The following is a 26,923-nucleotide window of genomic DNA, read 5'->3' on the forward strand; positions in this document are numbered from 1 at the left end:
TCCCGCCACTTGGCGGCTGCAAGCCAACATCGGCTCTTACCGCCGGCTTGCCTGGCTACTCCGGTGGATTCTCACCCGCCGCGAGAACATAGGCAACGAGATCAAGGATCTCTTCTTTTTGGAAGTAGTTCAACAGGCCATTGGGCATCGCTGATCTTTCGTTCTTCTTATCTACTTCAATTTCGTCCTTGATCACCACCGTCGGTTGATCCGGATTGAGTGGATCCGATTTGATGTGAATTTCGGTCTCATTTTCGTCGACCACAAAACCGGAAACGACGTCACCGGAGTCCGTTAGGATCGTACGCATCGCGTACTTGTCCTCGATGTCCTTGGACGGCTCGAGCATCGCGCCGAGGAGGTGGGCGGCGTTTCGTTTCTTGTTGTCAAGACTGGCGAGATCTGGACCAAAGTCACCACCTTCGCTACCGATCTTGTGGCACTGGATGCAGCCGATACGCTTGAACACGATTGCTCCCGACTCGAGCGAGCGGCCTGGTGCCGCGAGATCCGATTCGCTGAAGTCAGCGCTCGTCCACTCTTGGACGAACTTAGGAACCCAGCCATCGGTGGATGCTTGCGCGACGGCGACACTGCCGTCTTCGAGCGGGTATTCGGCGAGCAAGTCCACCACACTCCAGAAGGATGCGTCGGGGCCGCGGTCGATGTCCCGCATCTTGGCAACGCGTTTGGCATCAATCGGTTTGGCACGGTTGGACCACGAGTTCCGTACGTAGGTTAACACGGCTGCCGTTTCTTCATCGTTGAGCAGTTGGCGAAAACCGGTCATCGGCGGTAGCGGCGGCGAACTGTATCGCTTGCCTTTAATCTCAATCGTTCCATGCAGTCCATCGAGGACCATCCGAATCAGACGGTCCTCATTGCCCGTTGTCCACAAACTACCATCGATCGGTGGATAGAGATTCGGCAGCCCTTGGCCGTTGGGCTGATGACAGGTGGCGCAGTGGCTCTCGCGAGCGTAAACCTCGGCGCCGAGCTTCATCACATGGGGGTCTGCCTGGACCGGAATACTAGCACGCAGTTGCCGCAACCGGCCGTCGGCGTCGGAGGCATCGTCGCCCAAGGCGTGCACGAGACTGGCCGCTAATCCCAGCCAATTCCCGAACTCGGCACTCTGCCTTTGCACGGGCGTTGCGTCGGCCGCACGTGCGAGCAGAGTATCGAGGATGCTGGCGGCATCGGCCATGGAGAGCTGTTCGGCTACCGTTTTGCTGGGCAGGGACGCGAGCGCATTCAGTGCTGCGTGGATCGGCTGATCGCCGACCACAAGCTTGCCGAAGTCCCTGATCTTGTCATCGAGATGGCCGGGCCAACGGGCGATGACGTGAATGGATTGTTGAGTCAGGTTATTGCTTCCCGATGCACGCAGAACGGTCGCATCGAGGGTCTGTTTGTCCAGCCCAGGCCCCTTCCAGGCGACCTTCAATCCATCACCGCCACCATTATCGAAATAGGTGACCACAATCCCATGCAGTCCCTCGGTGAGGGACACGCTGCGACTCCTCTCTGAAAAACCATGCAAGCCGTCGTGATCGATGATCTCCTGGTCGTCGATGTACAACCTCGATCCGTCGTCCGAGGAGAGATAGAACGTGTACTCACCACTGGTGGGCACGAGCAGCGATGCGGATTGCCGTGTTGCAAATCCGTCCTTCGCCCCCTCCGGCACGAAAGTTTCGAACTGCTCGATGCTCCCCGTCAGCTGAGGACGCAGATTATCGAGAGTGGCATTGGCGACATTGGGGGGGTTCGGCTGATAATACTCAAACGCGACCGCGGGGCCCTCTTGTACGGCGACATCTTCAGCCAAATCCTGGGCTGCTAATTCGAGCATGAGTTCCCGCACATGCGGATAGAGCTCGGCCAAGGCCTGCTCGTCCTGGAGATTGGCAACGCTTGTCAAGATCGCTTGCCGGTGACTCGGTGTGCCCAGTGCATGTTTCCAAATGGCATCGATATCACCGGAGTTCAACCAAGCCGTGTAGGCCGCCGCGCGAACCTCTGTCGATTGAGTTTCATCGACGAGTTGTTGCAGTAATTGTTGATCGGCCTTCGTGCCGTTGGGGGTGACCGGCAATAGTTTGGCCAAGTCGCTGAGGCTATCTTGGCCGTGCTGTTCAGCATTCCGCAGACTCACAACGAGCTGCTCGAACAACGGGCGTGAATGGCGTTGGGCGAGTGTCTCGAGTGCTTCACGCCGATACTTCGCCGGGATGCGTGGGCGTGCCAGAAGAGCCTCGTAGACCGCAGCCGATCGGTTCATCTCGAGCAGCAGTTCGGGCTTCGCATTGGCGAGCGCGTACGCTTCGGCCGCGGGCGAAAGTGCTTTTTTGTTGCGGATCGCATCCTCAATCATGGGGTCGAGGTCAATCTGCGTGCGGGCAAAGTTGAGCACATCGTCCAGCTCAGGATCGGTGGGCTGCGCCGCGATCTCAAAGAGGACTTCCGCTGGCAAAAGGCCGTCGAAATCGATCGCCGCTTTGGCGGCCTCGGCCCGTACGAGCGCCGAGTCATCCTTGGCAGCGGCTAACAGAATCGGCTCCCAGCCTGGCAGATGGTTCGTGAGTTCCCGCCCGCCCTGTTTGTGTTTGGCCCAGTGTCCGAGTGTGCGAATCGCCGCCGCCCGCACGCGAGGTTCCTCTGCCTGAACCGTTTTTTGAATGAGCGAAATATTGGGCACACGATGCTCTTCACACACCCACAAACATTCCAGCAGAGCTTGGGCCTCGTCACGGTCGATGTCCGCGTTTTGAGGATTCAATTCCGCAGTGAACGCATCGAGTTCTCGCATCACATCGTCCGTCTCGCGACTGCTCAGTTCAATGCGGGTCCGGTAGCGGACGCCGTTCTCCCGGCTGAAGAAATTCTGCAACACATCAGCGATCGGTTTGCCGCGCATCTTCACGACCGGCAGTGGTGGGCGCCCCTTGGCGGAGATGCGGTAGATGCGGCCATGGTCATGGTCGCGGTTGGGGTCACGCATATTGTGCTGCATGTGACCGATCAGGGTGTTCTGCCAATCGGCGACGTAGATCGCGCCGTCTCCCCCCACTTCAATATCGCTCGGACGGAAGTTCGGGTCCGTCGATTGCAGCAAGTCCGCGACCCGCTCGGCAGTGATCTCAGCGCCGTTGGTCTGCACTTCGTATTGCAGCACGCCCAAGAACCCGATTGTGTTGCAGATCAGGAAGTTGTTTTGATTGGCGTCGGGAAAGTGACTACTCGACAGGATGCCGGTTGCGGCAACCGGACGCCATTCTTTCTTGAACCATTGCCGACCACCGGGGCGTTGGCCTTTTCCGATGCTGACGTAGCCACCGGTACCGCTCGTGCCGTCGTTGGCAAACTGAAATCCCCAGCGATCAAAGACATCGCCGTGCGGGTTGGGGCCGATAGGGTAGTGGAATTCAATTTCGAAGGTGCGCGGATTGAAGCGATGGACACCGCTGGAACCCGAGCGATGGGTTCTCGTCGGCGTCTCAAAGGCCGCGACATTGAAAATGCCCCGCGACCAGTACAGCCAACCGTCAGGGCCGAGCAGCATCGCGTTGGCGCTATGGTGCGTGTCCGCGCTCGAGAGGCCCTGCAGCATCCGAATCTTGACGTCGGCGCGGTTGTCGCCATCGGTGTCTTTGAGGAACCACAGTTCGGGCAATGCCGCTACCAATACCCCGCCGTTCCAAAACTCAAAGCTGGTGACGCTGTTGAGCCCATCGGCAAAAACGATCAACTCGTCAGCGTGGCCATCGTGATCTTCGTCAGGCAGGATCACGATCGCGTCACGTCGCGGTTCGGTCGGGTTCCAGTGTGGGTAGGAGGGCCACACCGATGCCCACAAACGACCATCGGTATCCACCGCCATCTGCACCGGATTGATCAGTCGCGGGAATTCCTCTTCGGAAGCGAACAGGTTGACCTGCATGCCGTCCTGCACGGTCATTTCCGAAATCGCTTCTTCGCCACCGAGATAGGTGAACGCGCCGCCGGGCAGGGGACCTTCCTTATTGGGCCGGACCTTCAACTCGGCCGGTAGGTTGTCGTCGCTGATCTGCGAATCACTGCCATTGGCGATCGCCCATATGGCACGGTCGCGGTTGGCTGTCTTGACATCAAAGATCTCCATCTCTCGCATCATGACATCGGCATTGGATTGTCCAAACCACGCCAGTTTCGATCGACCGCCAAAAACGTTGTATTCGTCGACAACGCGGTACCGACTGAACCAGTGCAAGTTCTTGTCGAGCACGGCCTCACGAAGCTTCGTGATTTCGGCATCCGCGGGCAATGACTGCTCAACGAACCCAGCAAAGGGAGTGTCCGGCGAGGTGAGGATCGCTCGTGCGAGGGCGCGGTTGCCGCGATCGAGCAGGTGGACACCATTCATCGTCAAGGGTTCTTCCGCCTCGGCATAGAGCTTCCTTGACAGACGAAACAAGTCGACAAAGGGAACTTGCTTGGACTCGCAGACGTCACGCATCGCATCGGTGTACAGCAGCAAATCCTGGTTGTGCGATACGCCATCGGGCAAATGCGGACTATGCAGGTTCTCGTGGGCCAGCGGCGAAAACACGATCAACTTCGGCGCCGTCTCGCCGTTGTATTTCTGCATTCGCATGTTGTCGATCATCGTGGCCAAGTCTTCGGAAAAACGTGCCAGCCCCGCCTCGCCTTGGAAGGCTTCGCCATAGCCGAAGAAACACAGCACCACATCGGCGCCGCATTTGGTCAACCACTCATCGGTATCTCCAAAATTGTCTGCTCGCTGGCGCAGGGTGATTTCATCAGCAGAAAATCCGAGATTGCGAAACGTCAGTTCGTGCTGCGGCAGCAGCGCATGCAGATATGTCTCCAGCCACGCATCGTGCTGCATCCTGTCAGGGAGTGTGTTGCCGATGTACGCCACATGGTCACCACGGTCGAAAAGCGGCTGTTGCGCAAACGACGGCGTGAGGACGCCGGCAAGGGCGACCGCGAGAAGTGAACAGCGAATCACTGGAAACATCATGAACGGACTCTTCTGCGTAGGAACTGGAGGTGCCGCGAGTTCCGTGATCATAAACGATCCAGGGTCGGACTGGTGGACAGGTGCGGAAAACTCGCAAAAGCCACCGTTCCAATCGCCGCAAAACTCATTCGCGGGGCTGGCGAAAAGAACATGAAAACCGAATTCAGCGCCGCCCCGGCAATGGCGGGCGGAATGCCGTGAGGCATCGGGGAACGCAACGCATCCACCGACGCGACTCAGCTCACCCGGGAGCGAACCCTGCGGCAGCCCGCCAACGAATTCGACGGGGAATTGCCGCAGCTTCGCTACGTCGTCAACAATCGCAGGCCCGATTCTTCGATCACATAGGGCATGATTGATTCGTCGCAGGCACTGCCGCGATGCTTGGCCACGTACAGCGCCCGGCTCATCTTATTGCCCTCACGAACTTTTCCCATCAGGATAATCGTGTTGGCGTTGGAGAGCACGTCACCGCTCTGGATTGGCCGCGAGATTAAGTCATCGAGCATCACCTCGTGGCTCGTCGCCATTAACAAACAGCCCAACTCGTCGCGGTCATACGCCGTCTGGGCCACTCGTTCGGCGTTCTCGCGGTAATGCACCCGGAACAGATCGCGGGCCAGCCACTCGCATTCTTTGCGAATGATTTGCCCGTATACATATTCGATCAATTCAAATTGAATGGATTCCGCCGCCCGGTCCACCGGCTCGATACCATCGATGACGACGCGGCGGACGCCATGGATGAAATTGCCGTAAAAGAATGCGATTGATTTATCCAACCGCTTGGCTTGTTCATATTTCCACTCTCGCCAGGCATCGGGCCCCATGTCATCCGCCGTGACGCGACGTCCCACATCGTGAAACAAGTGCATGCAGTCACGTCGGGCGCGATCGCGGTCCCAAACTTGATCGGGGGCCATTGCCTCACTGACACTCGCCAGTGAGAGCTCCCAGTCAAATAGTCGTCGGGCGTATTCAGCGTGACTCTGCGAATCACCGCGGGCGGTGAGATCGAACAGGATTCCCCGTTCGCCCTCTTGGGCTTTGCCCTGATTCGCGAAACTAATGCCGAGTTGGGTTTTGCCGATACCGGTCGCGCCAAGCACCACGGTCAACGCGCCCGGCAGCAACCCGCCACCCAACATATCGTCGAGCGCGGGGATCCCTGTTTGCAATCGTTTTTTCGTCACGAGCCCTATTTCCTAGCTATTTGTATTCAGCTTCAAAGAATTCTTTGCTGTCTTCGACGTTCGCTTTGATCGTCCGCGATCCTTCTTGCCAGTTCGCAGGGCAGACTTCGCCGTTGGTTTCGAAGAACTGCAATGCCTTGACCATTCGCAGTGCCTCATCGACGCTGCGGCCCAGTGGCAAGTCGTTAACGACCTGGTGGCGTACCACGCCGTTGGTGTCGATCAAGAACAGCCCACGCAGCGCCACTCCACCATCCAACAACACGTCGTAGTCACGCGAGATTTGCTTGGTGAAGTCGGCAACCAATGGATAGGCTGTTTTGCCAATCCCACCTTCGTTGCGGGGTGTGTTCGTCCACGCCAAGTGCGAGAAATGACTGTCAGTCGAAACGCCGATGATGTTCACGCCCAGGTCCTCAAACTCCTTCGCGCGATCGCTGAATGCGATAATTTCAGTCGGGCATACAAACGTAAAGTCCAAAGGCCAGAAGAACAGCAGCACGTATTTCCCCTTGTAATCACTCAGGGAGAAATCGCTCTTGAACTGGCCATCGGGCATGACGGCAGTGGCTTTGAAATCGGGGGCTTGTTGGGTAACCAAAACGCTCATTGGTATTTCTCTTTGCTAAATAGAAGGAGGGAAAGGAAGTTTGCTGGGCAACGAGACGAGTGGTTTCGTCACTCAGCCGTTTTGAGGTTAGCGACAGCGAGACAATAAAACGCGTCGAATTCAAGGTAACTACGCTCGCCAGAGTGTGGAATCCACGTTCTGGCGAACGCAGCTACTCGGCCTATTCATTCGCGGTCGCTTCGTTCTTTTGGTGTCAGCAACGTTTTCGTCAAAATGACCGAGACGATCAGGCTGTTGCCTGATCGCGTCGACACGCGTCGATGGCCATACGCTACCGGATGCCTTGCGGCATTGGGTCCCACACCAATCTCATCGGATTGAAAGTGCGGGTGGTTAGGCGTCGCGCAGATTGCTATCGAAAACTTGGACGACATCCCAGTTCGGCTTCTGCTCTTCGATGAACTCGAGGTGCCGCGGGGCCACTTGGTACGCATCATGCGAGGCCTGATTGTCGAACACGACGTGCAGGGCAACGTCGTAATCGGCATTGACCGGTCGGTCGTAACGTGGCTCACGCACTCCAACCGAAAAATCCAAGGCTCCCTGATGCCCCGTGAGGTACTTCTGGCATGCGCCTACGAGTGAATCAACGGAGGCTTCATCGCGGTTTTTCAGTTTGAAGAAAACTTGGTGTGCCAGTCGTGACATGCTAATGGCTCGTGGGGAAGAAGTGGACAAAAAGGGCAAGTTGGCGACTGATCATACAAGCTAGACCTGACAGCGAAAGCCGAGACAACGCCAAACGGTTGGCGAGAGCCATCCTTGTATCTTCCGGCGGATCGCCGAAGGGCTTTCGCATGGGCCACCAAGGGTGAGCCGAGTGCCGTAAGAAGCCCGGCAAGGCCGCTTGCAAGGCCGCTTCCTCGCCTTAGCTTATTCCCGCCACAGCCTTCAGACGCCGACGATTTTCAATCTGGCCGGCCCGCAGGACCACCGGCAGGGCGGCGGGGCGTGTACGTGCAGCAGTCCGCCGGACAGACATCGTGCCACGGCCCGAGATCGCCCAGAGCCGGTTTGGCGTCAACCCGACCGAGTCGTTCCTCGACGAGCGAGCGGATCATCGTGACAAAAGTGGGTGATGTTCCCGCCGTCGCAGCGCGGGCCATTTGAATGCCACGATCGGCACACAGAGCAGCGGCTTCCTCGTCTAAATCGAACAAGACTTCCATGTGATCGCTGACGAACCCAATCGGCAAAACCACCAGTGCCGAAATTGCCTGCTCATCATCGAGCCTGGCGATCTCATCGAGCACGTCGGGCTCGAGCCAGGGCTGAGTCGGCGGTCCACTGCGGCTTTGATATACCAATTCCCAATCGCTCGCACCGGACGCCTGAGCGACCAATCGGCATGCCTCCCGCAACTGCATTTCGTAGTCACAGTTCTCCGCCATACTCAGCGGGATGCTGTGGGCGGTAAACAGCAGTTTCGCTTCGCTCGGCACACACCCAATCGAGTCGGCCGCCGCATTCACGCTATCGGCCATCGCGGTGATGAAATCGGGGTGATTGAACCCCATGCGAACCTTTTCGATCAATGGCGCCCCCTCGCCAACCTGATCGCGGGCAGCGGCGATGTTCTCGCGATATTGGCGGCAACCACTGTAGGAGCTGAACACACTGGTGAAAAAGGCCAGGGCACGCTGGCATCCGTCCGCTTTCATCTGTGCGAGCGTATCGGCAAAATACGGCTCCCAGTTCCGATTGCCCCAATAGACGGGCAAGTCAATGCCAGCGGATTCGAACTCCGTTTTGATCGCCGCTAACAATTCACGATTTTGATGATTGATCGGGCTGACGCCGCCGAAGTGCGCATAGTGTTCAGCGACTTCGAGCATGCGTTCGCGGGGCACGTTCTTGCCACGCAGCACATTCTCTAAGAATGGCATCACGTCATCGGGGCCTTCCGGTCCGCCGAACGAAACCAGCAGAAAAGCATCATACGGTGGTGGGTTTGACATTAAACAGGCCCACCATCACCGGTCACGTCGTCACCATCGAGATCGGCCTCGGTGATGATGCGGAACCCCTTGTCATTGAGCGTCTTCATGGCTGCGTCGATACCTTCAACCATGATTGCCACCGCCGGTTTTCCATGCGGGCGAACGATTAATGGGTAGGCCTGGATGATGTTCAGCTCGGCTTGCAGTAACGCCGTGCAGACACGCAGCAGCGGCTGCGGTCCCTCGGGTAACTCCACGCCGATCAGATCGGTCTCGATAATCGCCAGCCCCGAGCGTTCGAGAATTTCTCGACCGCGATCGGGATCGCTGATTAAAAATCGCACAAACGCACACTCGGCCGCATCATTGATCGAGAGCGCGACAATGCGAATCCCGGTCCCCTCAAAGCGGCGAATGACTTCGAGTAGCTGACCGACGCGATTTTCTAGGAAAATCGTGAATTGCCGAATCGCGGGGAATTCACGACCCCTTAGTGTCTCGTAAGGGGTGCTCACGTCGGAACCAAAGCTCATGCAACCGTTCTCTGTCAGGTGGGCGGGAATAAAAAAATAGTCCGACGAGGGCCAGACGCTCTCCAGTAAACGCAAGCCGATCATCTTCAACACCAGGCTCCACAACGTAGCCGGTTGCAGATGCGTCTCGCTCAATCAGCAGCCCATGACCGGGTCAGCTTCCTTTTCGGATAGGTTCGGTGAACGAAAGTGTAACGAGAGCAACCATTTCGGGCAAACTGGCGTAGCGAACACGCGGTTGATCGAATGCGCCGGGCCGCGCAAACCGCCCGGTGGCGGGCGCTACCCGATACCGTAAGGCAGGTCGGCTCATTTTGCCGAAAACCTTATCAACAGGTGCAAACAAACGCCTGCCATTCTCACTCGCGTAACGTTTGCAGCAACCGATCAACATAATCGCCACCGCGTTTGGGAGCGTTGTCGTACTTGCCGCCGATGGACTCAGTGGACCGGCCCGATGCTTTTTGCACGACATCACGATTGACATCGATCACGTTGAGCGCCGCGATACCCACGTAGTAGCCACCCTTGGGCAGATCCGCCAACCGCATCAGTTCCTGGGCAGCAGCACGTTGCAGCTGCTCGTCGTCCACTTGGATCAATCCGTCGGCGGCAGCCAAACGGACGCTGGGATTGCGATCGTCGAGCAGATCGGCAAGTGCTTGCGTCGCGGCAGTCGCCGACGCCTCAGACAAGGTGTCACGGTGCGCCTCGAGCCCAAGCGCCAAGCCGCGTGTGCCCCAGTATCGCACACCGCTATCGGTGCTCTCGCACAGCCCTGCCATGTCAGTAATCACGCCGTCGTCGCACATTCGCCATGCGTCGCTCGCGGCCCAAGCCGCAGACAACAATCCATCCACATCGAACCGACCTGAAAGCGCGTAGGTGCGGGGGGCAATGTTCTTCGTGCGGCGATGCATCTCGGCTTCGGTCAGCAAGCCTAAATCGCGAGTCGACCCCATCCACTGGCGCGTGGCCTCGCGGAGCTCAGCGAGCTTCTCCTGGTGCTCCGGCGAACCGGCAAGGTTGTTGACTTCGTCTGGATCGGACTGCAAGTCAAACAAATCTTCGACGGGCTTAACTCTCCAGGCTTGCGACTGCACATCGTTCAGCTTCCCCGCATCAAACATTTCCTTCCAAATTCGCGTCGTTGGCGTCTGGAACATGTAATCGACGTGCTTCAAGTAAGGCCGATCCGGATAGAAGTGTCGCAGATAGACAAATCGTCCATCGGTGCAACTGCGGACCATTTCAATGCGTTCGTCCATCCGCCCACGGAAGCCGAACAGGTGTTTCTTGGAAGCGCCGTCATGCTTGCCCATGAACGGCACGCCCTGCATGTTGGCAGGTACCTTGGCGGCCGCCAGGCTAATCGCCGTTGGCGCCAGATCGACAAAACTAACCAGCCGATCGGTAACGCCCCCCGGCGCGTAATCCGCCGGGGCGAGGTCACGATACGCGTCGGGCACATGGACGACCAACGGCACTTGCAACCCGGAATTGAACGGCCATCGCTTGCTGCGTGGCATGCCGCCACCGTGATCGCCGTAATAGAAGACGATTGTCGAATCGGCCAGCCCCGCTTTCTCCAGCTCATCGAGGGCACGGCCAACCATCGCATCCATTTCCGTCAAGCGATCGTAGTACTGGGCCCAGTCCCGACGAACCTCCGGTGTATCGGGATGGTACGACGGCACGGGAGCCTTAGCGGGGTCATGCACCAGGGTGTGCGGTTGATTGCGAATCTTGCTCTCGTGCGAGATCGTGTAGTTGAAAACGCTAAAAAATGGCGTTGATTTGTCGGGGCGATTCTTCCAGTGCGCCTTGCCACCGCTCTCGTGCCATCCCGCAGCGATATCAGGCTGGGTGAAGTTGTAGTCCGTCTTGGAGTTATTGGTGCAGTAGTATCCGGCTTCACGCAGTACCTGCGGGTAGAGCTTCATGCCTTTGGGCAGCGTCACGCTGCTCCGCATGTTTTCGCCACCGAGACTTGTCGCGTACATCCCCGAGATGATGGTCGTTCGGGCTGCGGCACAAACGGGCGCATTGGACCAGCACATGCGGTATCGCAGCGACCGCGTGGCCAGCTCATCGATGTGAGGTGTGTCGGCGTAGATATCACCATAGCAACCGAGTTGGGGACCATTGTCCTCGCTCGTTAGCCACAAAATATTCGGCGGCGGGAGTTCTTTGCCGCGGTTCGTAGCCTCCTCAGCAACCAGGGATGCCGATGCAACCAACGCGACACAACCACATGCGAGAATGCTGGCGATACGGTGGACGGAACAATTCATGCGAAAGGCCTCAGGAAGATAGGGCTTGAAATTTCTGGGGGATGACGATGGGTGTGGGTATCGGGTAGACAGACTCAGATCTTGCCAATCGCTTGCCAGAGTGCTGCGGATGCGTGAATGCCGCGATGGAAATCCGAGACTGAGAATTTCTCATTCGGGCTGTGAGCAGCATCGTCATTCTGCCCCCACCCGAGCAACAAGACGTCGCACCCGAGCACCTCTTGGAATCGGGCCAGAATCGGAATCGAACCACCTTCGCGAATCATGACGGGTGGCACACCAAACGCGGATTCCACCGCACCGGCGGCCGCCGTTGCAAACGGGCTCGTCGCATCGGCCAGCATTGCGGCGGCACCATGATCGGGCTTGAGTTCGATCCGGACGCCCGTCGGGCAGTGCCGAGTTAAATGCTCGTCGATCAACCGTGTGATGCGTTCGGGCTGTTGCCCTGGAACCAAGCGGCAACTGAATTTGGCCGACGCTTTGGCCGGCAGCACGGTCTTGACACCTTCACCCTGGTGCCCCGACGTCAGTCCGTTGATGTCGAGAGAGGGGCGTCCCCAGCGCCGTTCGTCCGTCGTATATCCTGGTTCGCCGGCCAACGCATTGGCGCCGACGCTGCGAGCAAACTCCACGTCATCGCTACCGAGCTGTTTCCATGATTCGCGTTCGATATCGGGGATGGGCAGGACATCATCGTAGAACCCTTCGATTGCAATCGTGCCGTCATCATCGAGCATGCTCGAGAGCAGGTGACACAATGCCATTGCCGGGTTCATCACCGCGCCGCCAAAGGACCCGCTATGCAAATCGTGGCTGGGACCATCGACGAACAATTCATAGGTGGCGATCCCGCGTAACCCGCACGTGATCGCGGGGCGGTCGGGTGCGTATTGACTGCTGTCGCTGACGACGACCACATCGCATGCCAGCTTCTCAGCGAGCTGCGGCAGATGTGTTTCCAAATTGCCGCTGCCGACTTCCTCTTCGCCTTCGATCAAGAATTTAATCTGAATGGGCAGTGAGTGACCGCTGGCCAGCCACTGTGTCACCGCCAGCACATGGGTGAGGACTTGGCCCTTATCGTCGGTGGCACCGCGGGCAAACATTTTGCCATCACGAATGACCGGCTCGAAGGGAGGACTGTCCCACAGTTCGAGCGGCTCGGGGGGCTGGACATCATAGTGTCCATAAACCAAGGCAACCGGCGTTTTTTTTCCGTCGCTGGCCGCCGGTAAAGGTGTTTCGGCGTAAATCAGCGGGAATCCGTCCGTCGCGATCGATTCCGTTACCAGCCCCGCATCGGCGAATTTTTCCTTGACCCATTCCGCCGCCGCGTGAACATTTTTCTTTGCGGACGAATCGCTACTGACACTCGCGATACGCAGCCAATCCATCAATTCTCGTTCAAAGCGATCGGCGTTCTCGGTCAGATAATCGAGGAAGTCGGCGGGTAACAGCGGGGTCGGAGTGGTCATGGGGAGGTTCTTCGGAAGGTGTGGCGAGACCGTGCGGGTTGGGCAATTCGTGAGTGCCGGGATTGCGCAAGCTTTGGAAAAATCGGTGCATCAGGCCTAACAGGTGAAATCGTTTCACCACTACAATAACCTTTTTGCGGTACAATCGTGATTAAGGAGAACGAAGAAATCATGTCTGACAAAGAAAACAGGTTTGAAGAAGTCGTCACTGTTGCTGTCGCCGAACCAAAAACGAAAAAAAATTCTCGCAGCAAGCCGAAACGCCAGCCGCCGTATCATGTGATCCTGTGGGACGACACGGATCACACGTTTGACTACGTGATCAAGATGATGGGCCAGTTGTTTCGAATGCCGCGAGAAAAGGGCTATCAACTGGCCAAAGAAGTCGATGCGAGTGGCCGCGCGATCTGCATGACGACGACGCTCGAACTCGCCGAACTGAAGCGAGACCAGATTCATGCATTCGGTCGCGACGATGCATCGGCGCGATGTAAAGGAAGCATGTCCGCGACGATCGAACCCGCCGAAGGTTAAAAAAATGAAATCTCATACGGCTCAGACCGTTCTCGAGGACGGCTACCTGGGGATGCGTGCCAAACTCCTCGAAATCGCTGCGGTGTTGGACCGCATTGACCGAGCGGGGGTGTCCAAGCCAGCGTTAACGGGCGATTCGGCAGCCCGCCGTGAGCAGATTGATGAGGCGATCCAAATCCTCCTGCTCGATTCGCCCACACGTGCCGAGTTGATCCAGCAATTGTTCTCGCGCCCGTTTGATCCTCAGTGGCGATCGAAATTTGGGCTCCAGACCGAGCACGCGTCCCCATCCGACATACGAGAAAGCTGAAGCGATGGATTTCATCGACCCACACATTCACATGGTCAGCCGCACGACGGACGACTACGAGTCACTCGCCCGGATGGGCTGCGTGGCGCTAAGCGAGCCCGCCTTTTGGGCTGGGTTCGATCGTGGTAGCGCAGACGGATTTCGTGACTACTTTGAGCAACTCACAACCGTCGAGCCACGCCGGGCGGCACAGTTTGGGATCGAGCATTACTGCTGGCTGTGCATCAACGCGAAAGAAGCCGAGAACGTATCGCTATCGCGCGAAGTGATCGCCATGATCCCCGAGTTCCTCGATCGGCCCGGAGTGCTGGGCATCGGCGAAATCGGACTCAACAAAAACACGAAGAACGAAGCGACGATTTTCCTCGAGCATCTTGATCTGGCGGTCGAGCATGACCAACTGATCCTGATCCACACACCGCACCTGGAGGACAAGTACCAGGGCACGCGGATGATCCTGGACATGCTGTGCGATGACTCGCGAATCAATCCCGATCGCGTGCTGGTCGACCACGTCGAAGAGCATACGATCGGCGAGGTACTCGATCGAGGTTTCTGGGCGGGGATGACGCTCTACCCGGTTACGAAATGCACCCCCGACCGGGCTGCCGACATGATCGAGCGATTTGGGGGCGAGCGCTTACTGGCCAATTCGGCAGGCGATTGGGGCATCAGCAAACCTACCGCGATTCCAGATTTGATTTTCCAAATGCGGCGACGCGGCTACGACGAAGCCTTGATCCGGCGCGTGGTGCACGACAACCCCGCCGAGTTCTTTGCCAAAAGCGGGAAATTTACGGAGCCAGTCCGCTAAGACGCAAGCGGTCAAAAAACGGGCGGCACACCGGCGGGAGATGCAGGCTCTTGGTCCTTGGTCGGTGGCGATTGAACGCGAGCAATCCAGGCGGCGGCAATTTCCTGGACGCGCCGCAACTCCCTGAACTCAGCCCCCGTCGCCTCCCCTGCGACTCGATCGCCGGACGTCAGATCTCGATGCAGTCGCTCGAACCATTGGGGCTCGCCGCTGTGCCGCTCCAACTCTGAGGCGAGGCGATTGTGACCGGGCGGGGCCACGTATCGCAGACACGATTTCAGCGTATGGGCGGCCGTTTTAAATGCCTTGACGTTACCATTCGCTGCCGCACGATCCAGACGATCGATCAGGTCAGGGATCTCTTCGGCGATGCCTTCACAGACCGATGCCATCGTCGAGGCATCGTCGCCGCAGTACTCCGCCAATCTCGCCCACCAGCCGTCAACGCCTTCACTCCCAGAATCAGCTGCGGGCGCCCCGGCGACCGTGCCTGACTCCTGCACCCGCCCCTGCACGGCATGCTCCACCTCCGCCACCAGCGGTTCCAGGTGGATGGGTTTCGTGACATATCCGACCATGCCAGCATCACGACACATTTCGCGGTGTCGGTCGGTAACGTGAGCTGTCAATGCGATCATGGGTGGCAGCGGGCGGTGCAGTTGCTCGGCGAGCGACGCCAGTTTGGCGGCCACCTCGGTCCCATCCATGCCAGGCATCTGCAAATCCATCAGGATGCAGTCGAATGATTCGCGCCGAAAATGCGCCAACGCAGCGCCCCCTCCGTCTGCGGTCGTCACGCGATGACCGACCGAAACAAGCTGATCATGGATGACCAAGCGATTCGTGGGGCTGTCATCGACGAGCAACAGATGATACCGATCAGGCCTGGTATCGCGATCTGCCTCGACAACGGACGCAATCGTCGCGTCAATGTCGGGTGCAGGCACGGCAGCAACGGCGCCCCCCCGACCTGACTGACGCAGCGCTTCGCCGCGGAGCCATCGCCTGAGCTCATCGGGATGAACCGGCTCAATGATGATCGTGTCGTCCGTCCTGGCCCGGCGAGGAGTTGGCTCACCGGTGTGAGTGAGCCACAAAACACGATCAGTCGCCTTACGCGCCCGCGTCCTCCACGCCGCATCGGCGGTTCGATTGACAAGAATCCAATAGATCGGCTGGGCGTCGCGACGCGAAACCGCGTGATCTCCAATGGACGACTCGGACACTCGAGCAGCGAGCTGATCCGGCCGGCAAACCGTCCACCCATCGAAATTGAGCGTCTCAGCGAGCGCCGCCTCGATTGGTTCGTTATCCACTGAAATGACGACAATCCCTCGATTCGAGCGGGCAGGCTCGGCCGACAATGAATCCGCCCCGCTTTCGGACGGGCCGGCGAGCTTCAACTGCAACCGGACTCGAAAAATACTGCCCACCCCGGCGCTGCTATTCAGCTCGATTCCGCCACCCATGCGTTCGGCCAAGCCGCGGGCAATAGCGAGCCCCAGCCCCGTACCTCCATAACGCTTGTTCGTCCCCCGGTCAGCCTGTTCGAAGGCATCGAAAATTCGCGATTGATTCTCGGGGGCGATGCCGATCCCTGTGTCCTGGATCACCAACTCAAAAGCGTACCTCCTGCCTCGCTGGCTACTGCTGGCTGGTTCATGCTCCGTCGCAATTGGCTCGGCCGTCGCCAAACGCAGGCTCACCAAGCCAGAAGGCGTGAACTTGATCGCATTACCAACGAGGTTAACGATGATCTGGCGAATTCGCTTGGCGTCACCAACGACATGGCGGGGCAACTCCGGGTCAATCGACAGATTCAATCGAACCGGTTTATCGGCCACACGAACGGCCAGGCATCCGAACGCATCCCCAACGGTTTCATGCAGATCGATCAGGTGTGGGTCAATCGCGACCCGCCCAGCTTCAATCGCTGAAAAATCGAGAATGTCTTCGATCGCATCATGCAACAACTCGGTATTCTGCGATATCAGGTTGACATACCTGCGGACGAGTGCCGAGAGAGATTGCGCGGCGAGCAATTCTGCGAGGCCTCGGATCCCGCCCAGCGGCGTGCGGAGTTCGTGCGAGATCCCCGCCATGAACTGGGTCTTCGTGCGGTTGGCTTGCTCAGCAACCGCTTTGGCCTCACGCATTGCGTCGAAAGCCTGTTGCTGCAGCGTCACGTCGCGAATAATGACGGCGCGACCATCACGTTCGCCCAATGGAATGGCGTGAATCGAGACTTCGCTATCAAAGGCGACCCCATCGCCGCGACGCAAGCGAAGTTGATGCCGCTCGGCAAAGGGCAGTGTTCCCCATGTCGCGGTCTCCTCGCGGAAAGTCGCGGTGGTAAACTGGGGCTGCTCGTTGATGGCCACAGGCATAATCAGGTCACCGAGCGGGCGACCAACCAAGCGGCCGCCACCGGCCTGGAGGAGCTGCATCGCGGCCGGGTTGGCTTCCATGATCACATTGCGATCATCGACCAACAACACCGCATCGGCGGCGGCTTCAAACAACGCACGCTTGCGTGCCTCGCTATTCTGCAACGCCATCGCGCCCCGATGTTTTTCGGTGACATCCCAAAAAATAGCCTGAATGCCGACGCATTGACCGCTCTGGTCATACTCAGGGGCTTTGAATACCTGGACAAACCCCGGACGGCCGTCCGCCCCGGGATGCTCCGCGACACGGTCCACATAACGGCCCGTCTCCATCACACTCAAATCATCTGCCCGGTATCGCTCTGCCAGTTCCGGAGCATATAGATCGGCATCGGTGCTACCGATCACATCGATCGGCAGCAGCCCCAGTTCGGCACAGAACGGATCGTTCGCGTAGGTGAATACGCCCGCGGCGTTCTTGCGAGCCACCTGCAGATGCATCCGATCCATGATCGACTGAAACGTTGTCTCGCTTTGATCGAGCCGATGCTGGGTCGCCTGCCGCCGAGCAACTTCCTCACGGAGGGCATGGTTGACGCGAGCAACCTCTTGCGAACGCCGCCGCACCCCTTGCTGCAAAATCTGCTGGTGTTTCAGCCGCAGCCTCAACCGGCCACGCAGGACGACATGGAAATAACCCGCGGTCATCAGCGCGAGAAATGTCCAGAGCCGGACGGGATCAAAGTAGAGAGAGTCTCGCTGATGAACCTTCTCGATAATGGTCTCCGCTAGCCAATGCGTGCTAGGCAGCAGAACGATGATCGCCGGCCCATAAAACGCGTGCCAGAGCCCCGCCAAAGCGACCGCAGCAGCCTGAATCACCGTCGTTCTCGTGATCACGCGGCGATGCAGGAATCGCCACGCCAGCGGCAGCAGCACGAGATGAAGAACGCATAGCCCCCAGCGCGTAGGAGCCGCCATATCGGCAAACATCAGCAAGATAATTGCCAGTGTCCACCAAAACGATCGCCAGGGATGCCCTAAGTTTGTTTCGGGGAAGCTTGTCATGAGTTTCGATCGTCGCGATTGGAAATCAAAGACGGCTGCGGCAGAACTCAAAAAATTCAGACGCGAAAGCCACTGAGTCTAACAAACGCACGCGAAACCATCGAACGATTTACAGCCGGGATTCTGGCGGGGCCCCTGCACAGACCACCTGCTTCAACACGCGCCGGCCGCGCCGAACTGTCGTGAACCGGCTACCGACGCACCGATGCCGTGCAGGACCAGCGCCAGCGGCGCCGAGACCCCAGCGGTCAATACAAAAAAAACGCCCTGACGAATCAGGGCGTTTGATGCATATTGGATTCTAGCGAACCTAGCAGGCTCGCCTTCGCCTTAGTTCGCTGCGGCTTCTTCGCTAACAGCGGCTTCGGCGGGAGCTTCATCCTCAGGCGCGGCTTCGAAAGCCGGCTTGGAGGACATGCGTTTCACCTTGTCGTTTGATCCGCCGACCAGTTCGAAAACGGCGCGTGTGCCGCCGTCGCCCAGTCTTGGCGTCGCCAGACGCATGATCCGCGTGTAGCCACCGGGACGATCAACAAATCGCTCAGCAATGGTATCGAACAGGATCGCAACGGCTTCGCGGTCACCGACCAACTGCAAGACACGTCGTTGAGCATTCACGTAGGGAGCCCGAGCATTCGCCCACTGCTGCCACTGTTCGCTCTTACGCCATTTCTTGTATTCGTCGCTCCCACGCTCAGCCTTGGTCGCGAACTGCTCCGCGTTTTCCTTGGCGATGAGGGCCTTTTTGGCCAACGTGATGCACTTCTCAACGTTCGGGCGAACTTCTTTCGCCTTCTGCAGAGTTGTGATGATTCGCCCCTTCACCTTGGGTGCATTGTCATCGAGGCTGGCATCACGCTCAGTCAAAAACAAGGCGGCGGTGAGATTTTTGAACAACGCTTTACGGTGCGATGGGGAGCGACCGAGAACACGGCCTTTGCGACGGTGACGCATAACGGATGTCTACTGAGCTAAATGTGTGAACTGGATCAGTGAAGGGAGTCGGCTCGCCCGTGCGAGCAGGTCCATTGGTTGAGTTTGAATCAACCGAAATAGATTAAAAGAGCGGCTGGTTGGGCACTCGCATGCCTAGGTGCAGACCGTACTGCGAAAGTTTCTCGCGAACTTCGTTGAGTGTGGTGTCGCCGAAATTGCGAACCTCCAACAACCCGTCTTCGTTGCGTTGCACCAGATCGCGAACGGTCATGATGTTTTCGCTCTCGAGGCAATTATTGGCTCGCACCGACAGTCGCAGGTCAGCCAACGTCATGTTCAGCTTCGTCTCCAACTGAGCTTCCGGTGAACCAGCGCCGCCGCGTGCCGCAGAGAAAATACTGGGGCCAAGTTCGCGATACTGCACAAACGGGTTGAGGTGTTTCCGGAAAATCTTGGCCGCTTCGGTCAACGCCATCTCTGGGTTGATCGTACCATCGGTCCAAATTTCCAGATTGAGCCGATCATAGTTCGTCTTCTGGCCCACTCGGGTCGCTTCGACCTCGTACCGCACTCGCGTGATGGGACTGAAGACTGCGTCGATTGGAATGATGCCGATCTCATGATCGACACTGCTGTGCTCGGTGCTGGGAACATAGCCACGACCGCTCTCGACAACCATTTCCATCATGAAAGGCTTGTCGTCGGTCAGCGTCGCGATCACATGGTCCTTGTTGATCACTTCGACGTCGGCATCGGTCTCGATGTCGCCGCCGGTGATCACGCCCGCCGAGTTGCTTTCGACAGTAATCACGCGAGTCGCGTCACTGCTGTTGCGAACGATGAGCGACTTGATATTCAGAACAATGTCGGTAACGTCTTCGAGCACACCTGGAATCGAGGTGAACTCATGCTGAGCACCGCGAATTTTGATCTGCGTTACGGCGCTACCAACGAGGCTACTCAGCAGCACGCGTCGCATACTGTTACCAATACTCGCACCGAATCCTCGTTCGAACGGTTCGGCAGAGAACTTGCCATAGGTCTGAGTCAGCGTGTTTCGATCGACTTCGAGCGTACTGGGCAATTCCATGCCACGCCATCGGATATGCATCGACATCTGAGAGGTGCTTTCGGCGTATTGAGGTTGCGAATAAGGAGCGTGGCCACCCCTCACGGAGAGACCAGAGCGACTGAGCGGTTTAGGAGACTGAATAAAGCGGCACGAGCCGCGAACTCGCTAGACGCGTCGCTTTTTACGTGGGCGACATCCGTTATGTGGAATCGGAGTCACTTCTTCGATCAACTTGACGTTCAATCCAGCTGCCTGCAGCGAAGTGATCGCGCTTTCACGCCCCGAACCAGGTCCCTTGACCCGGACTTCGACGTCTCGCATCCCGAACTTGGTCGCCTTCTCCGCAGCCTGTTGTGCAGCACATTGCCCCGCGAACGGGGTGCTCTTGCGACTGCCCTTGAAGCCACTCGTTCCCGCACTGGCCCAGCACAATGTGTCGCCCTTGGAGTCGGTAATGGTTACCGTCGTGTTATTGAACGTCGCGTGAATGTGGGCAACGCCATTGCTGACGTTGCGGCGAACGCGTTTCTTCTTGTTGGTCTTTGCCACCGGTGGGTCTCAAACAAACATAAGTGAAAGTGAAATAGGAGAGGGAATCGCGAGCAAAACTATCGCAAGTCCTTGACGCCCTTCTTACCGGCGACCGTCTTACGAGGGCCTTTACGGGTACGGGCGTTGGTTTTGGTGCGCTGGCCACGGACGGGCAGCCCCACTCGGTGCCGGATGCCGCGATAGGATTTCACCTCACGCAGACGGCTGATATTTTGGGTAACTTGGCGACGAAGTGGTCCTTCGACCAAGTAGTCTCGCTCGAGCAATGCTGCGATCTGACCGACTTCTTCGTCGCTAATTTCACTCGCCGGAGTGACTGGGTCGATGCCGAGTTTTTGGCAGACCTCACGAGCACGGAACAAGCCGAGCCCATAGAGGTATGTCAGGGAATACTGGATCTGTTTGTCGTTGGGGATGTCAACGCCCATCAAGCGGGGCATGGCAAAAACTCCGGAAGCAACTGCGTGATATTAATTTGATTTTTCGTACGGAGACCGCACGTAATGGAAACCCACTGAGGGCATCGCGGAGCCGATCCGCTTGGCTTGCACGCAGACGGAAAAGCGCATTTGCACGCCTCGCCCGCCATTGCGAATCGCGAACTATAGCAGCCGATTGCCGTTTTGCTCAAGTGGAAGGATCGCCAGGAAATTGATTTTTTTTTGGGAAGAGAGCAAATACGCTGCCAGATGTTGACGAAACTGGCTGTATATGTTTATCCTTCGCGGCTTGCGCGATTAACCCGCTGGCAATTTATACTCCTACCCGTCTCCCACTCGGACCCCTGCCATGGCCGTCCCCAAACGAAAACACTCCAATAGCCGTACCGGCAAACGCCGTAGCCACGACGCATTGAAAAAACGATCGATCGGATACTGCCCTCAGTGCAGCTCGGCCGTCCCGACCCATCATATCTGCCCCAAGTGCGGTTATTACCAAGGTCGTACAGTCGTTCAGCACGAAGAGTCCTGAATTGTCCCTCGATGTTTCCAACCCGGGAATTTTATTTCCCGGCCAAGGAGCCCAGACGCCCGGCATGGGCGTGTGGCTGTGTGAGAACCACCCGCTCGCCAACGATCTATTTGAACAGGCTAGCGGTGTTCTCGGCTATGATTTGAAACAACTCTGCGCCGACGGCCCGGCGGAAAAACTCAACGAAACCGTCTACAGCCAGCCCGCTCTGTTCGTTGCCGGAATGGCAGCGGCACAGGTATTTGCACAGCTACACAGTGACGTCGCTGGTGCGATCAAGGCCACCGCAGGGCTGAGCCTGGGAGAGTACACGGCGGTTTGCTTCGCCGGTGGACTGAGTTTCGAGGATGGCCTGAAATTGGTCCAACAGCGTGGAGAGGCCATGCAAGCCTGCGCCGACGCAGTCGAGTCGGGCATGTCGAGCGTTCTGGGACTGAAACTCGATCAACTCGACGCGGTATGCGAAGAATGCCGCCAGGACGGTGAGATCCTCCAGCCCGCCAACCTACTATGCCCGGGCAATATCGCGGTTTCCGGCCACCTGTCGGCGCTCGGCCGATTGGAACCACTGGCTTTGGCCGCGGGCGCCATGAAGGTGATCCCGCTCAGCGTCGCCGGCGCGTTTCACACACCGCTGATGCAAGACGCGGTCGCCAAGCTCACCGCGGCACTGGCGAGCGTGGAAATTCGCCCGACACGAATTCCTGTGTACAGCAACGTCGACGCGGCACCGCACAGCGATCCCGCGGAGATCCGCGAACTACTTGCCAAGCAAGTCGTCAATCCAGTGTTGTGGGAAGCGTCGATTTCACGCATGCTTGCAGACGGGATCGACGGCTTTCTCGAAGCCGGTACGGGCCGTGTTTTACGCGGTACGATCAAACGCATCGCCCGCAAAACGCCCACCGATGGCTTCGGCGACCAACCCTGATTTCTGAACTCTGAACCCTGAAACCTGAACCCTTTTCCTCTCATGAATCTATCTCTGTCGGTTGACCTTAAAGACCAAGTCGCCATCGTCACGGGCGCCAGCCAGGGCCTGGGCCGAGCCGTTGCAGTGGCCTTAGCCCAAAACGGCGCCTTCGTGGTGTGCGTCGCTCGCAACGCGGCGAAGCTAGCCGACACCATTGCTGAGATTGAAGCTGCAGGCGGCAAGGGCGAAGCGCTCCCCTGCGACGTTACCGACCGCGTCGCGGCAGCCGCAGCGATCGAGCAAACCAACAAAACCCACGGACGCCTCGATATCCTCGTCAACAACGCTGGAATCACCCGTGATAAACTGATGCGCGGCATGTCCGACGAGGAATGGGACACCGTGATCGCGACCAACCTGACGAGCTGCTTCGTCTGCTGCCGCGCTGCGGCGGGCGTGATGCGCCGGAAAAAATACGGACGCATCATCAACATGGCCAGCATCTCGGGACTGATCGGGAATCCCGGCCAAGCGAACTACTCGGCCAGCAAGGCGGGCATGATCGGCATGACACGCACGATGAGCAAAGAACTCATCGCTCGCGGCGTGACCGTTAACGCCATCGCGCCTGGATTCATCGCCAGCGAGATGACAGCGGAACTCGGCGACGTGGTGATGGAAGAAGTCAAAAAACGCATTCCTGCCAAACGCGTCGGTACGCCCGAAGACGTGGCCGCCGCGGTGCTGTTTCTCGCCTGCAAAGACGCCAGCTACATCTCGGGCCAAACCATCGTCGTCGATGGCGGCATGATCGGCTAAAGCGTCGGGTTCGCAAATCAAAAACCAACGGGATATTGACGGGTTTTAACCGTTTCCCCTATCTTCACGGCCCCGTGAGAAAAAAATCGCGGCGGTGCTCGTTTTATGGGCTGCTCAGGACTGGGCAACCCGGCCTCGACGGCAGGCGATCAAGCCATTTTCATTCTGGCGTTTCCAATCACCTTTCCCCCCCATCCCATCCAAATTTGGAGTTACGCCCGTGGCGTCTATTGAAGAACGCGTTATCGACATTGTGTCCGAACAACTCGGTGTCGACAAAGATAAAATCACACGCGAAACATCGTTCGTCAACGATCTCGGTGCCGATTCACTCGACACTGTCGAATTGGTGATGGAGCTCGAAGAAGAATTTGACATCAGCATCCCCGACGATTCGGCTGAAAAAATCCAAAAGGTCGGCGAAGCAGTCGATTTCATCGAGAAGGAAAAAGGCGAGGACGCCTGAGGCGTTTACCGCCCTCAGCCCTCTTTTCATTCTTACCAAACATCAACCACCCGTGACGCCTCAGTCACTTTGGGTGGTTGGTTGACAAATTAGCGATCGACAACTCGGCTCTCTCATGACGGTTTCAACGGAACCCTTTCGATTTGTTCCCAATAATGGGATTCCGCGCCGTGTCGTGATTACCGGGGTGGGGGTGGTCACATCACTGGCCCAGGACGTGGATTCCTTCTGGAAACGGCTCACCGCCGGCGACAGCGGTATCCACGCTCTATCGATCATGGACACCAGCCGCTACAAGGTTCACTTCGGCGGCGATATCCCCAATTTTGATACGTCCGAGTACGTCGCGGCGAAAGAGGTTAAACGACTCGATCGTTTCACCCAGTTTGCCGTGCACGCGGGCGCTCAGGCTGTCGCCGATAGCGGCATTGACTTCACGAAGCTGGACCCCTCGCGTAGCGGAGTCATTCTGGGCTCGGGTATCGGTGGCCTGAATGAGATTGAAGACCAAATCGAACGGATGCTCAACAAGGGCCCCGATCGAGTTAGCCCCTTCACCGTTCCGAAGATGATGCTCAACGCTGCGGGCGGTAACATCTCGATCCGGTACGGCCTGAAAGGCCCCAACTACGCTGTCGCCACGGCTTGCGCGAGCGCAACCAATGCGATGGGCGACGCTCTCCGCAGTATCCGTAGCGGCGAAACAGACACCATGATCACAGGCGGCTGCGAGGCTGCAATCACTCGCATGGGCCTGGCCGCGTTCCAGAACATGAAAGCACTCTCGACTCGCAACGACGAGCCCGAGCGTGCCAGCCGCCCCTTTGATGCCGATCGCGACGGTTTCGTGCTCGCGGAAGGTGCCGGACTGCTGATCTTTGAAGAATACGAACAGGCGAAAGCACGCGGCGCGAAGATCTATGCCGAGGTCCTCGGCTATGGAACGACCAGCGACGCTGGCCATATCACCGCGCCCGACCCCGAAGGCTCCGGTGCTTCCGAGGCGATGAGATTGGCAATCCTTGATTCCGGTCGCAATGTTGACCAGATCGATTACATCAACGCGCACGGAACGAGCACGCCGCTGGGCGATAAAGCCGAAACCCGCGCGATCAAGGCCGTTTTGGGCGATCATGCCGGCAAGGTCGCCATCAGCAGCACGAAGGGCGCCCTGGGACACTCGCTCGGCGCCAGTGGTGGCATCGAAGCTGTGATTTTGTGCAAAACAATCGAAACGAAGACGATTGCACCCACGATTAACCTGGAATCACCCGATCCTGCCTGCGACCTGGACTACGTGCCGTTGCATGCCCGCGACCAAAAGGTCGATATCGCGATGAGCAACAGCTTCGGCTTCGGCGGCCACAACGCCTGCGTCGTCGTGGGACGGGTTTAAGCTCTGCGCATCCATTCGTTGATAGGAACTGGTTGCACATAGCGTCCCCGGACGGACGTCCGGGGCTATCGCATGCCACCGCTTCGCGGTTCCTCTTAGTGACGAAGTCACGCCATGTAACAGCCCCGGACTCGCGTCCGGGGCTATCGCGTGTCACCGCGTTGCGGTTGCTGAGCAGCGTCTCACCAACCCAGCACCTTCGAAACTACCCGAGCCGATGCTTCCAGACGGCGATTTGCTCGCGGACTCGGTGGGGTGCCGTCGAGCCTTCGCTGCAGAACGCGGCAACCGCGTTTTGAGTTCCCAGCACCTCATAAACGCTCTCATCGATGTCGCTGCTGAGTTCTTTTAGCGTTTCGATTGGTAGTTCGGCCAACGGCACGCCTCGCTTCATCGCCTCGCCAACGACCGCGCCGACGAGGTGGTGGGCGGTTCGCTGAGGCATGCCTTTGCGGATCATCCATTCCATCAACGTGGTTGCGTCGAGGTAACCTTTCTCGATCCGAGCTGCGATTGATTCGCGTTTCAACGTCGCGCCAGCCACGATGGGGACCGCTAATTCCAGCATCGCACGCGTCGTATCAAAGGAATCAAACAGGGGCGGTTTGTCCTCTTGCAAGTCACGGTTGTAGGCTAGCGGCAGATTCTTCACTAACAGCATCAAGGTCTGCAAACTGCCCATCACACGGGCCGACTTGCCGCGGGTCAGTTCGAGCGTATCCGGGTTCACCTTTTGCGGCATGATGCTGCTGCCGGTGCAGAACTCTTGGCCGATGGCGATGAAATCGAACTCGACCGTGCTCCACAAAATCCATTCTTCGGCCCAGCCACTCAGGTGGGAGGCGATCATCGACAGCACGAAGGATGACTCGAGAACAAAGTCACGATCGCTACTCGTGTCCAGGCTGTTGGCCGTGATGCCTTCGAAATCCAACGCTTCGGCGGTTTGTTGGCGGTCAATCGGCAGCGTCGTGCCAGCGACGGCGGCGATGCCGAGCGGACATTGGTTGACCCGGCGGCGGCAGTCCGCCAATCGTGCCCGATCTCGCTCGAATTTCTCCATGTAGGCCAGCCAGTAGTGCGGCGCGAGCACCGGCTGGGCACGCTGCAGGTGCGTGTAGGCGGGCAGAATAATGTCAAAGTCATCGTCACAGCGGCTCAGAAACGCCCGCTGGAGATCGAGCAGCAGAGCATCGACTGCGTCGAGCGATTCGCGAATCCACATCCGGACGTCGGTGCTGACCTGGTCGTTGCGACTGCGAGCGGTGTGCAGCTTTCGACCGACGTCACCGGTCGCGTCGATTAACGCCTGCTCGACGTGCATGTGGATGTCTTCGAGTTCGAATCGCAGCGGCAATTCTTTGCGATCGAGCCGCCCGCGAATGTTTTCCAATTCGTCGCGAATCTGCGAGAATTCAGCGTCACTGATCAATCCGACAGTGCGAAGCATGTCGGCATGCGCGATCGAGCCGCGAATGTCCTGTTGGTAGAGCCGCGAATCAAAAGTAATGCTTTCAGCATACGCTTCGAGTCGTTGATCGGTTTGGGCGGCGAAAACACCGCTGCGGGAAGGACTAGCCACGGTTGAC

22 protein-coding genes are annotated in these 26,923 nt (G+C 58.1%); 8 read left to right on the forward strand and 14 right to left on the reverse strand.

Annotated features, from left to right (window positions below; all coding sequences use genetic code 11):
- Nucleotides 1-55: 55 nt before the first annotated feature.
- The 8 genes from SH410x_RS27250 to SH410x_RS27285 all read right to left on the reverse strand — a co-directional run bounded on the left by SH410x_RS27250 (nt 56) and on the right by SH410x_RS27285 (nt 13,095).
- Nucleotides 56-5,026 carry a DUF7133 domain-containing protein gene (locus SH410x_RS27250; protein WP_473672594.1) on the reverse strand — a complete coding sequence of 1,657 codons (4,971 nt, stop codon included), beginning with the start codon at nt 5,024-5,026 and terminating at the stop codon, nt 56-58.
- A 305-nt stretch (nt 5,027-5,331) separates the two neighbouring features.
- Complete coding sequence (locus SH410x_RS27255) at nt 5,332-6,219, reverse strand: RAD55 family ATPase (protein WP_473672596.1); 888 nt, start codon at nt 6,217-6,219, stop codon at nt 5,332-5,334.
- A gap of 16 nt (nt 6,220-6,235) precedes the next feature.
- Nucleotides 6,236-6,829, reverse strand: a complete 594-nt coding sequence (locus SH410x_RS27260) for a peroxiredoxin (RefSeq protein ID WP_473672598.1) — start codon at nt 6,827-6,829, stop codon at nt 6,236-6,238.
- Between the two features lie 354 nt (nt 6,830-7,183).
- Nucleotides 7,184-7,498 carry a Dabb family protein gene (locus tag SH410x_RS27265; protein WP_473672600.1) on the reverse strand — a complete coding sequence of 105 codons (315 nt, stop codon included), beginning with the start codon at nt 7,496-7,498 and terminating at the stop codon, nt 7,184-7,186.
- A gap of 260 nt (nt 7,499-7,758) precedes the next feature.
- Entirely contained in the window at nt 7,759-8,808 is a 1,050-nt protein-coding gene (locus SH410x_RS27270) for a ferrochelatase (RefSeq protein WP_473672602.1), read from the reverse strand.
- On the reverse strand, nt 8,808-9,323 hold the full coding sequence (locus SH410x_RS27275; protein ID WP_473677411.1) for an acetolactate synthase: 516 nt from the start codon (nt 9,321-9,323) through the stop codon (nt 8,808-8,810). The genes SH410x_RS27270 and SH410x_RS27275 overlap by 1 nt, the downstream gene beginning before the upstream one ends.
- Nucleotides 9,324-9,682: 359 nt before the next feature.
- Entirely contained in the window at nt 9,683-11,617 is a 1,935-nt protein-coding gene (locus SH410x_RS27280; RefSeq protein ID WP_473672604.1) for a sulfatase-like hydrolase/transferase, read from the reverse strand.
- Between the two features lie 74 nt (nt 11,618-11,691).
- Nucleotides 11,692-13,095, reverse strand: coding sequence for a dipeptidase (locus SH410x_RS27285; protein WP_473672606.1), 1,404 nt, complete (start codon nt 13,093-13,095; stop codon nt 11,692-11,694).
- Between the two features lie 171 nt (nt 13,096-13,266).
- Here SH410x_RS27285 and SH410x_RS27290 point away from each other — a divergent pair, with 171 nt between their 5' ends.
- Genes SH410x_RS27290 through SH410x_RS27300 form a run of 3 tightly spaced genes read left to right on the forward strand, consistent with a single transcriptional unit; the run spans nt 13,267 to nt 14,753 of the window.
- Nucleotides 13,267-13,629, forward strand: coding sequence for an ATP-dependent Clp protease adaptor ClpS (locus tag SH410x_RS27290; protein WP_473672608.1), 363 nt, complete (start codon nt 13,267-13,269; stop codon nt 13,627-13,629).
- A 4-nt stretch (nt 13,630-13,633) separates the two neighbouring features.
- On the forward strand, nt 13,634-13,939 hold the full coding sequence (locus tag SH410x_RS27295) for a hypothetical protein (RefSeq protein ID WP_473672609.1): 306 nt from the start codon (nt 13,634-13,636) through the stop codon (nt 13,937-13,939).
- A gap of 4 nt (nt 13,940-13,943) precedes the next feature.
- The gene (locus tag SH410x_RS27300) at nt 13,944-14,753 is read left to right on the forward strand and encodes a TatD family hydrolase (protein ID WP_473672611.1); all 810 of its coding nucleotides are present in this window, start codon (nt 13,944-13,946) and stop codon (nt 14,751-14,753) included.
- A gap of 11 nt (nt 14,754-14,764) precedes the next feature.
- Here SH410x_RS27300 and SH410x_RS27305 read toward each other — a convergent pair whose 3' ends face one another.
- From SH410x_RS27305 to rpsM, 5 genes are all read right to left on the reverse strand, one after another.
- Nucleotides 14,765-18,208, reverse strand: a complete 3,444-nt coding sequence (locus SH410x_RS27305) for a hybrid sensor histidine kinase/response regulator (RefSeq protein ID WP_473672612.1) — start codon at nt 18,206-18,208, stop codon at nt 14,765-14,767.
- Between the two features lie 330 nt (nt 18,209-18,538).
- Nucleotides 18,539-19,162: a bL17 family ribosomal protein gene (locus SH410x_RS27310; RefSeq protein ID WP_473672614.1), complete on the reverse strand. Its 624-nt coding sequence runs from the start codon at nt 19,160-19,162 to the stop codon at nt 18,539-18,541.
- Nucleotides 19,163-19,265: 103 nt separating this feature from the next.
- Nucleotides 19,266-20,261 (reverse strand): DNA-directed RNA polymerase subunit alpha, encoded by a 996-nt coding sequence (locus SH410x_RS27315; protein WP_473672616.1) that lies wholly within the window; start codon nt 20,259-20,261, stop codon nt 19,266-19,268.
- Between the two features lie 120 nt (nt 20,262-20,381).
- Entirely contained in the window at nt 20,382-20,765 is a 384-nt protein-coding gene (rpsK, locus tag SH410x_RS27320; RefSeq protein ID WP_473672617.1) for a 30S ribosomal protein S11, read from the reverse strand.
- 59 nt (nt 20,766-20,824) lie between these two features.
- Nucleotides 20,825-21,196 (reverse strand): 30S ribosomal protein S13, encoded by a 372-nt coding sequence (gene rpsM, locus SH410x_RS27325; RefSeq protein ID WP_146408762.1) that lies wholly within the window; start codon nt 21,194-21,196, stop codon nt 20,825-20,827.
- Nucleotides 21,197-21,557: 361 nt separating this feature from the next.
- Between rpsM and rpmF the strand changes: the two genes are divergently transcribed.
- The 5 genes from rpmF to fabF all read left to right on the forward strand — a co-directional run bounded on the left by rpmF (nt 21,558) and on the right by fabF (nt 25,334).
- Nucleotides 21,558-21,740, forward strand: coding sequence for a 50S ribosomal protein L32 (gene rpmF, locus SH410x_RS27330; RefSeq protein ID WP_473672619.1), 183 nt, complete (start codon nt 21,558-21,560; stop codon nt 21,738-21,740).
- Between the two features lies 1 nt (nt 21,741).
- Nucleotides 21,742-22,671: an ACP S-malonyltransferase gene (gene fabD, locus SH410x_RS27335; RefSeq protein WP_473672621.1), complete on the forward strand. Its 930-nt coding sequence runs from the start codon at nt 21,742-21,744 to the stop codon at nt 22,669-22,671.
- A gap of 42 nt (nt 22,672-22,713) precedes the next feature.
- On the forward strand, nt 22,714-23,472 hold the full coding sequence (fabG, locus tag SH410x_RS27340; RefSeq protein ID WP_473672623.1) for a 3-oxoacyl-[acyl-carrier-protein] reductase: 759 nt from the start codon (nt 22,714-22,716) through the stop codon (nt 23,470-23,472).
- 220 nt (nt 23,473-23,692) lie between these two features.
- On the forward strand, nt 23,693-23,938 hold the full coding sequence (locus tag SH410x_RS27345) for an acyl carrier protein (protein WP_146391619.1): 246 nt from the start codon (nt 23,693-23,695) through the stop codon (nt 23,936-23,938).
- 115 nt (nt 23,939-24,053) lie between these two features.
- Nucleotides 24,054-25,334 (forward strand): beta-ketoacyl-ACP synthase II, encoded by a 1,281-nt coding sequence (fabF, locus tag SH410x_RS27350; protein ID WP_473672625.1) that lies wholly within the window; start codon nt 24,054-24,056, stop codon nt 25,332-25,334.
- Between the two features lie 205 nt (nt 25,335-25,539).
- Here fabF and argH read toward each other — a convergent pair whose 3' ends face one another.
- The gene (gene argH / locus SH410x_RS27355; RefSeq protein ID WP_473672627.1) at nt 25,540-26,916 is read right to left on the reverse strand and encodes an argininosuccinate lyase; all 1,377 of its coding nucleotides are present in this window, start codon (nt 26,914-26,916) and stop codon (nt 25,540-25,542) included.
- Between the last annotated feature and the right edge of the window lie 7 nt (nt 26,917-26,923).

The organism is Rhodopirellula sp. SH410 (assembly GCF_055811895.1).

Coding starts and splice junctions, on each gene's coding strand:
- SH410x_RS27250 (WP_473672594.1), bottom strand. CDS start 5,026: ATGATGTTTCCAGTGATTCGCTGTTCACTTCTCGCGGTCGCCCTTGCC.
- SH410x_RS27260 (WP_473672598.1), bottom strand. CDS start 6,829: ATGAGCGTTTTGGTTACCCAACAAGCCCCCGATTTCAAAGCCACTGCC.
- SH410x_RS27265 (WP_473672600.1), bottom strand. CDS start 7,498: ATGTCACGACTGGCACACCAAGTTTTCTTCAAACTGAAAAACCGCGAT.
- SH410x_RS27270 (WP_473672602.1), bottom strand. CDS start 8,808: ATGTCAAACCCACCACCGTATGATGCTTTTCTGCTGGTTTCGTTCGGC.
- SH410x_RS27275 (WP_473677411.1), bottom strand. CDS start 9,323: ATGAGCTTTGGTTCCGACGTGAGCACCCCTTACGAGACACTAAGGGGT.
- SH410x_RS27280 (WP_473672604.1), bottom strand. CDS start 11,617: ATGAATTGTTCCGTCCACCGTATCGCCAGCATTCTCGCATGTGGTTGT.
- SH410x_RS27285 (WP_473672606.1), bottom strand. CDS start 13,095: ATGACCACTCCGACCCCGCTGTTACCCGCCGACTTCCTCGATTATCTG.
- SH410x_RS27290 (WP_473672608.1), top strand. CDS start 13,267: ATGTCTGACAAAGAAAACAGGTTTGAAGAAGTCGTCACTGTTGCTGTC.
- SH410x_RS27295 (WP_473672609.1), top strand. CDS start 13,634: ATGAAATCTCATACGGCTCAGACCGTTCTCGAGGACGGCTACCTGGGG.
- SH410x_RS27300 (WP_473672611.1), top strand. CDS start 13,944: ATGGATTTCATCGACCCACACATTCACATGGTCAGCCGCACGACGGAC.
- SH410x_RS27305 (WP_473672612.1), bottom strand. CDS start 18,208: ATGACAAGCTTCCCCGAAACAAACTTAGGGCATCCCTGGCGATCGTTT.
- SH410x_RS27310 (WP_473672614.1), bottom strand. CDS start 19,162: ATGCGTCACCGTCGCAAAGGCCGTGTTCTCGGTCGCTCCCCATCGCAC.
- SH410x_RS27315 (WP_473672616.1), bottom strand. CDS start 20,261: ATGTCGATGCATATCCGATGGCGTGGCATGGAATTGCCCAGTACGCTC.
- rpsM (WP_146408762.1), bottom strand. CDS start 21,196: ATGGGCGTTGACATCCCCAACGACAAACAGATCCAGTATTCCCTGACA.
- rpmF (WP_473672619.1), top strand. CDS start 21,558: ATGGCCGTCCCCAAACGAAAACACTCCAATAGCCGTACCGGCAAACGC.
- fabG (WP_473672623.1), top strand. CDS start 22,714: ATGAATCTATCTCTGTCGGTTGACCTTAAAGACCAAGTCGCCATCGTC.
- fabF (WP_473672625.1), top strand. CDS start 24,054: ATGACGGTTTCAACGGAACCCTTTCGATTTGTTCCCAATAATGGGATT.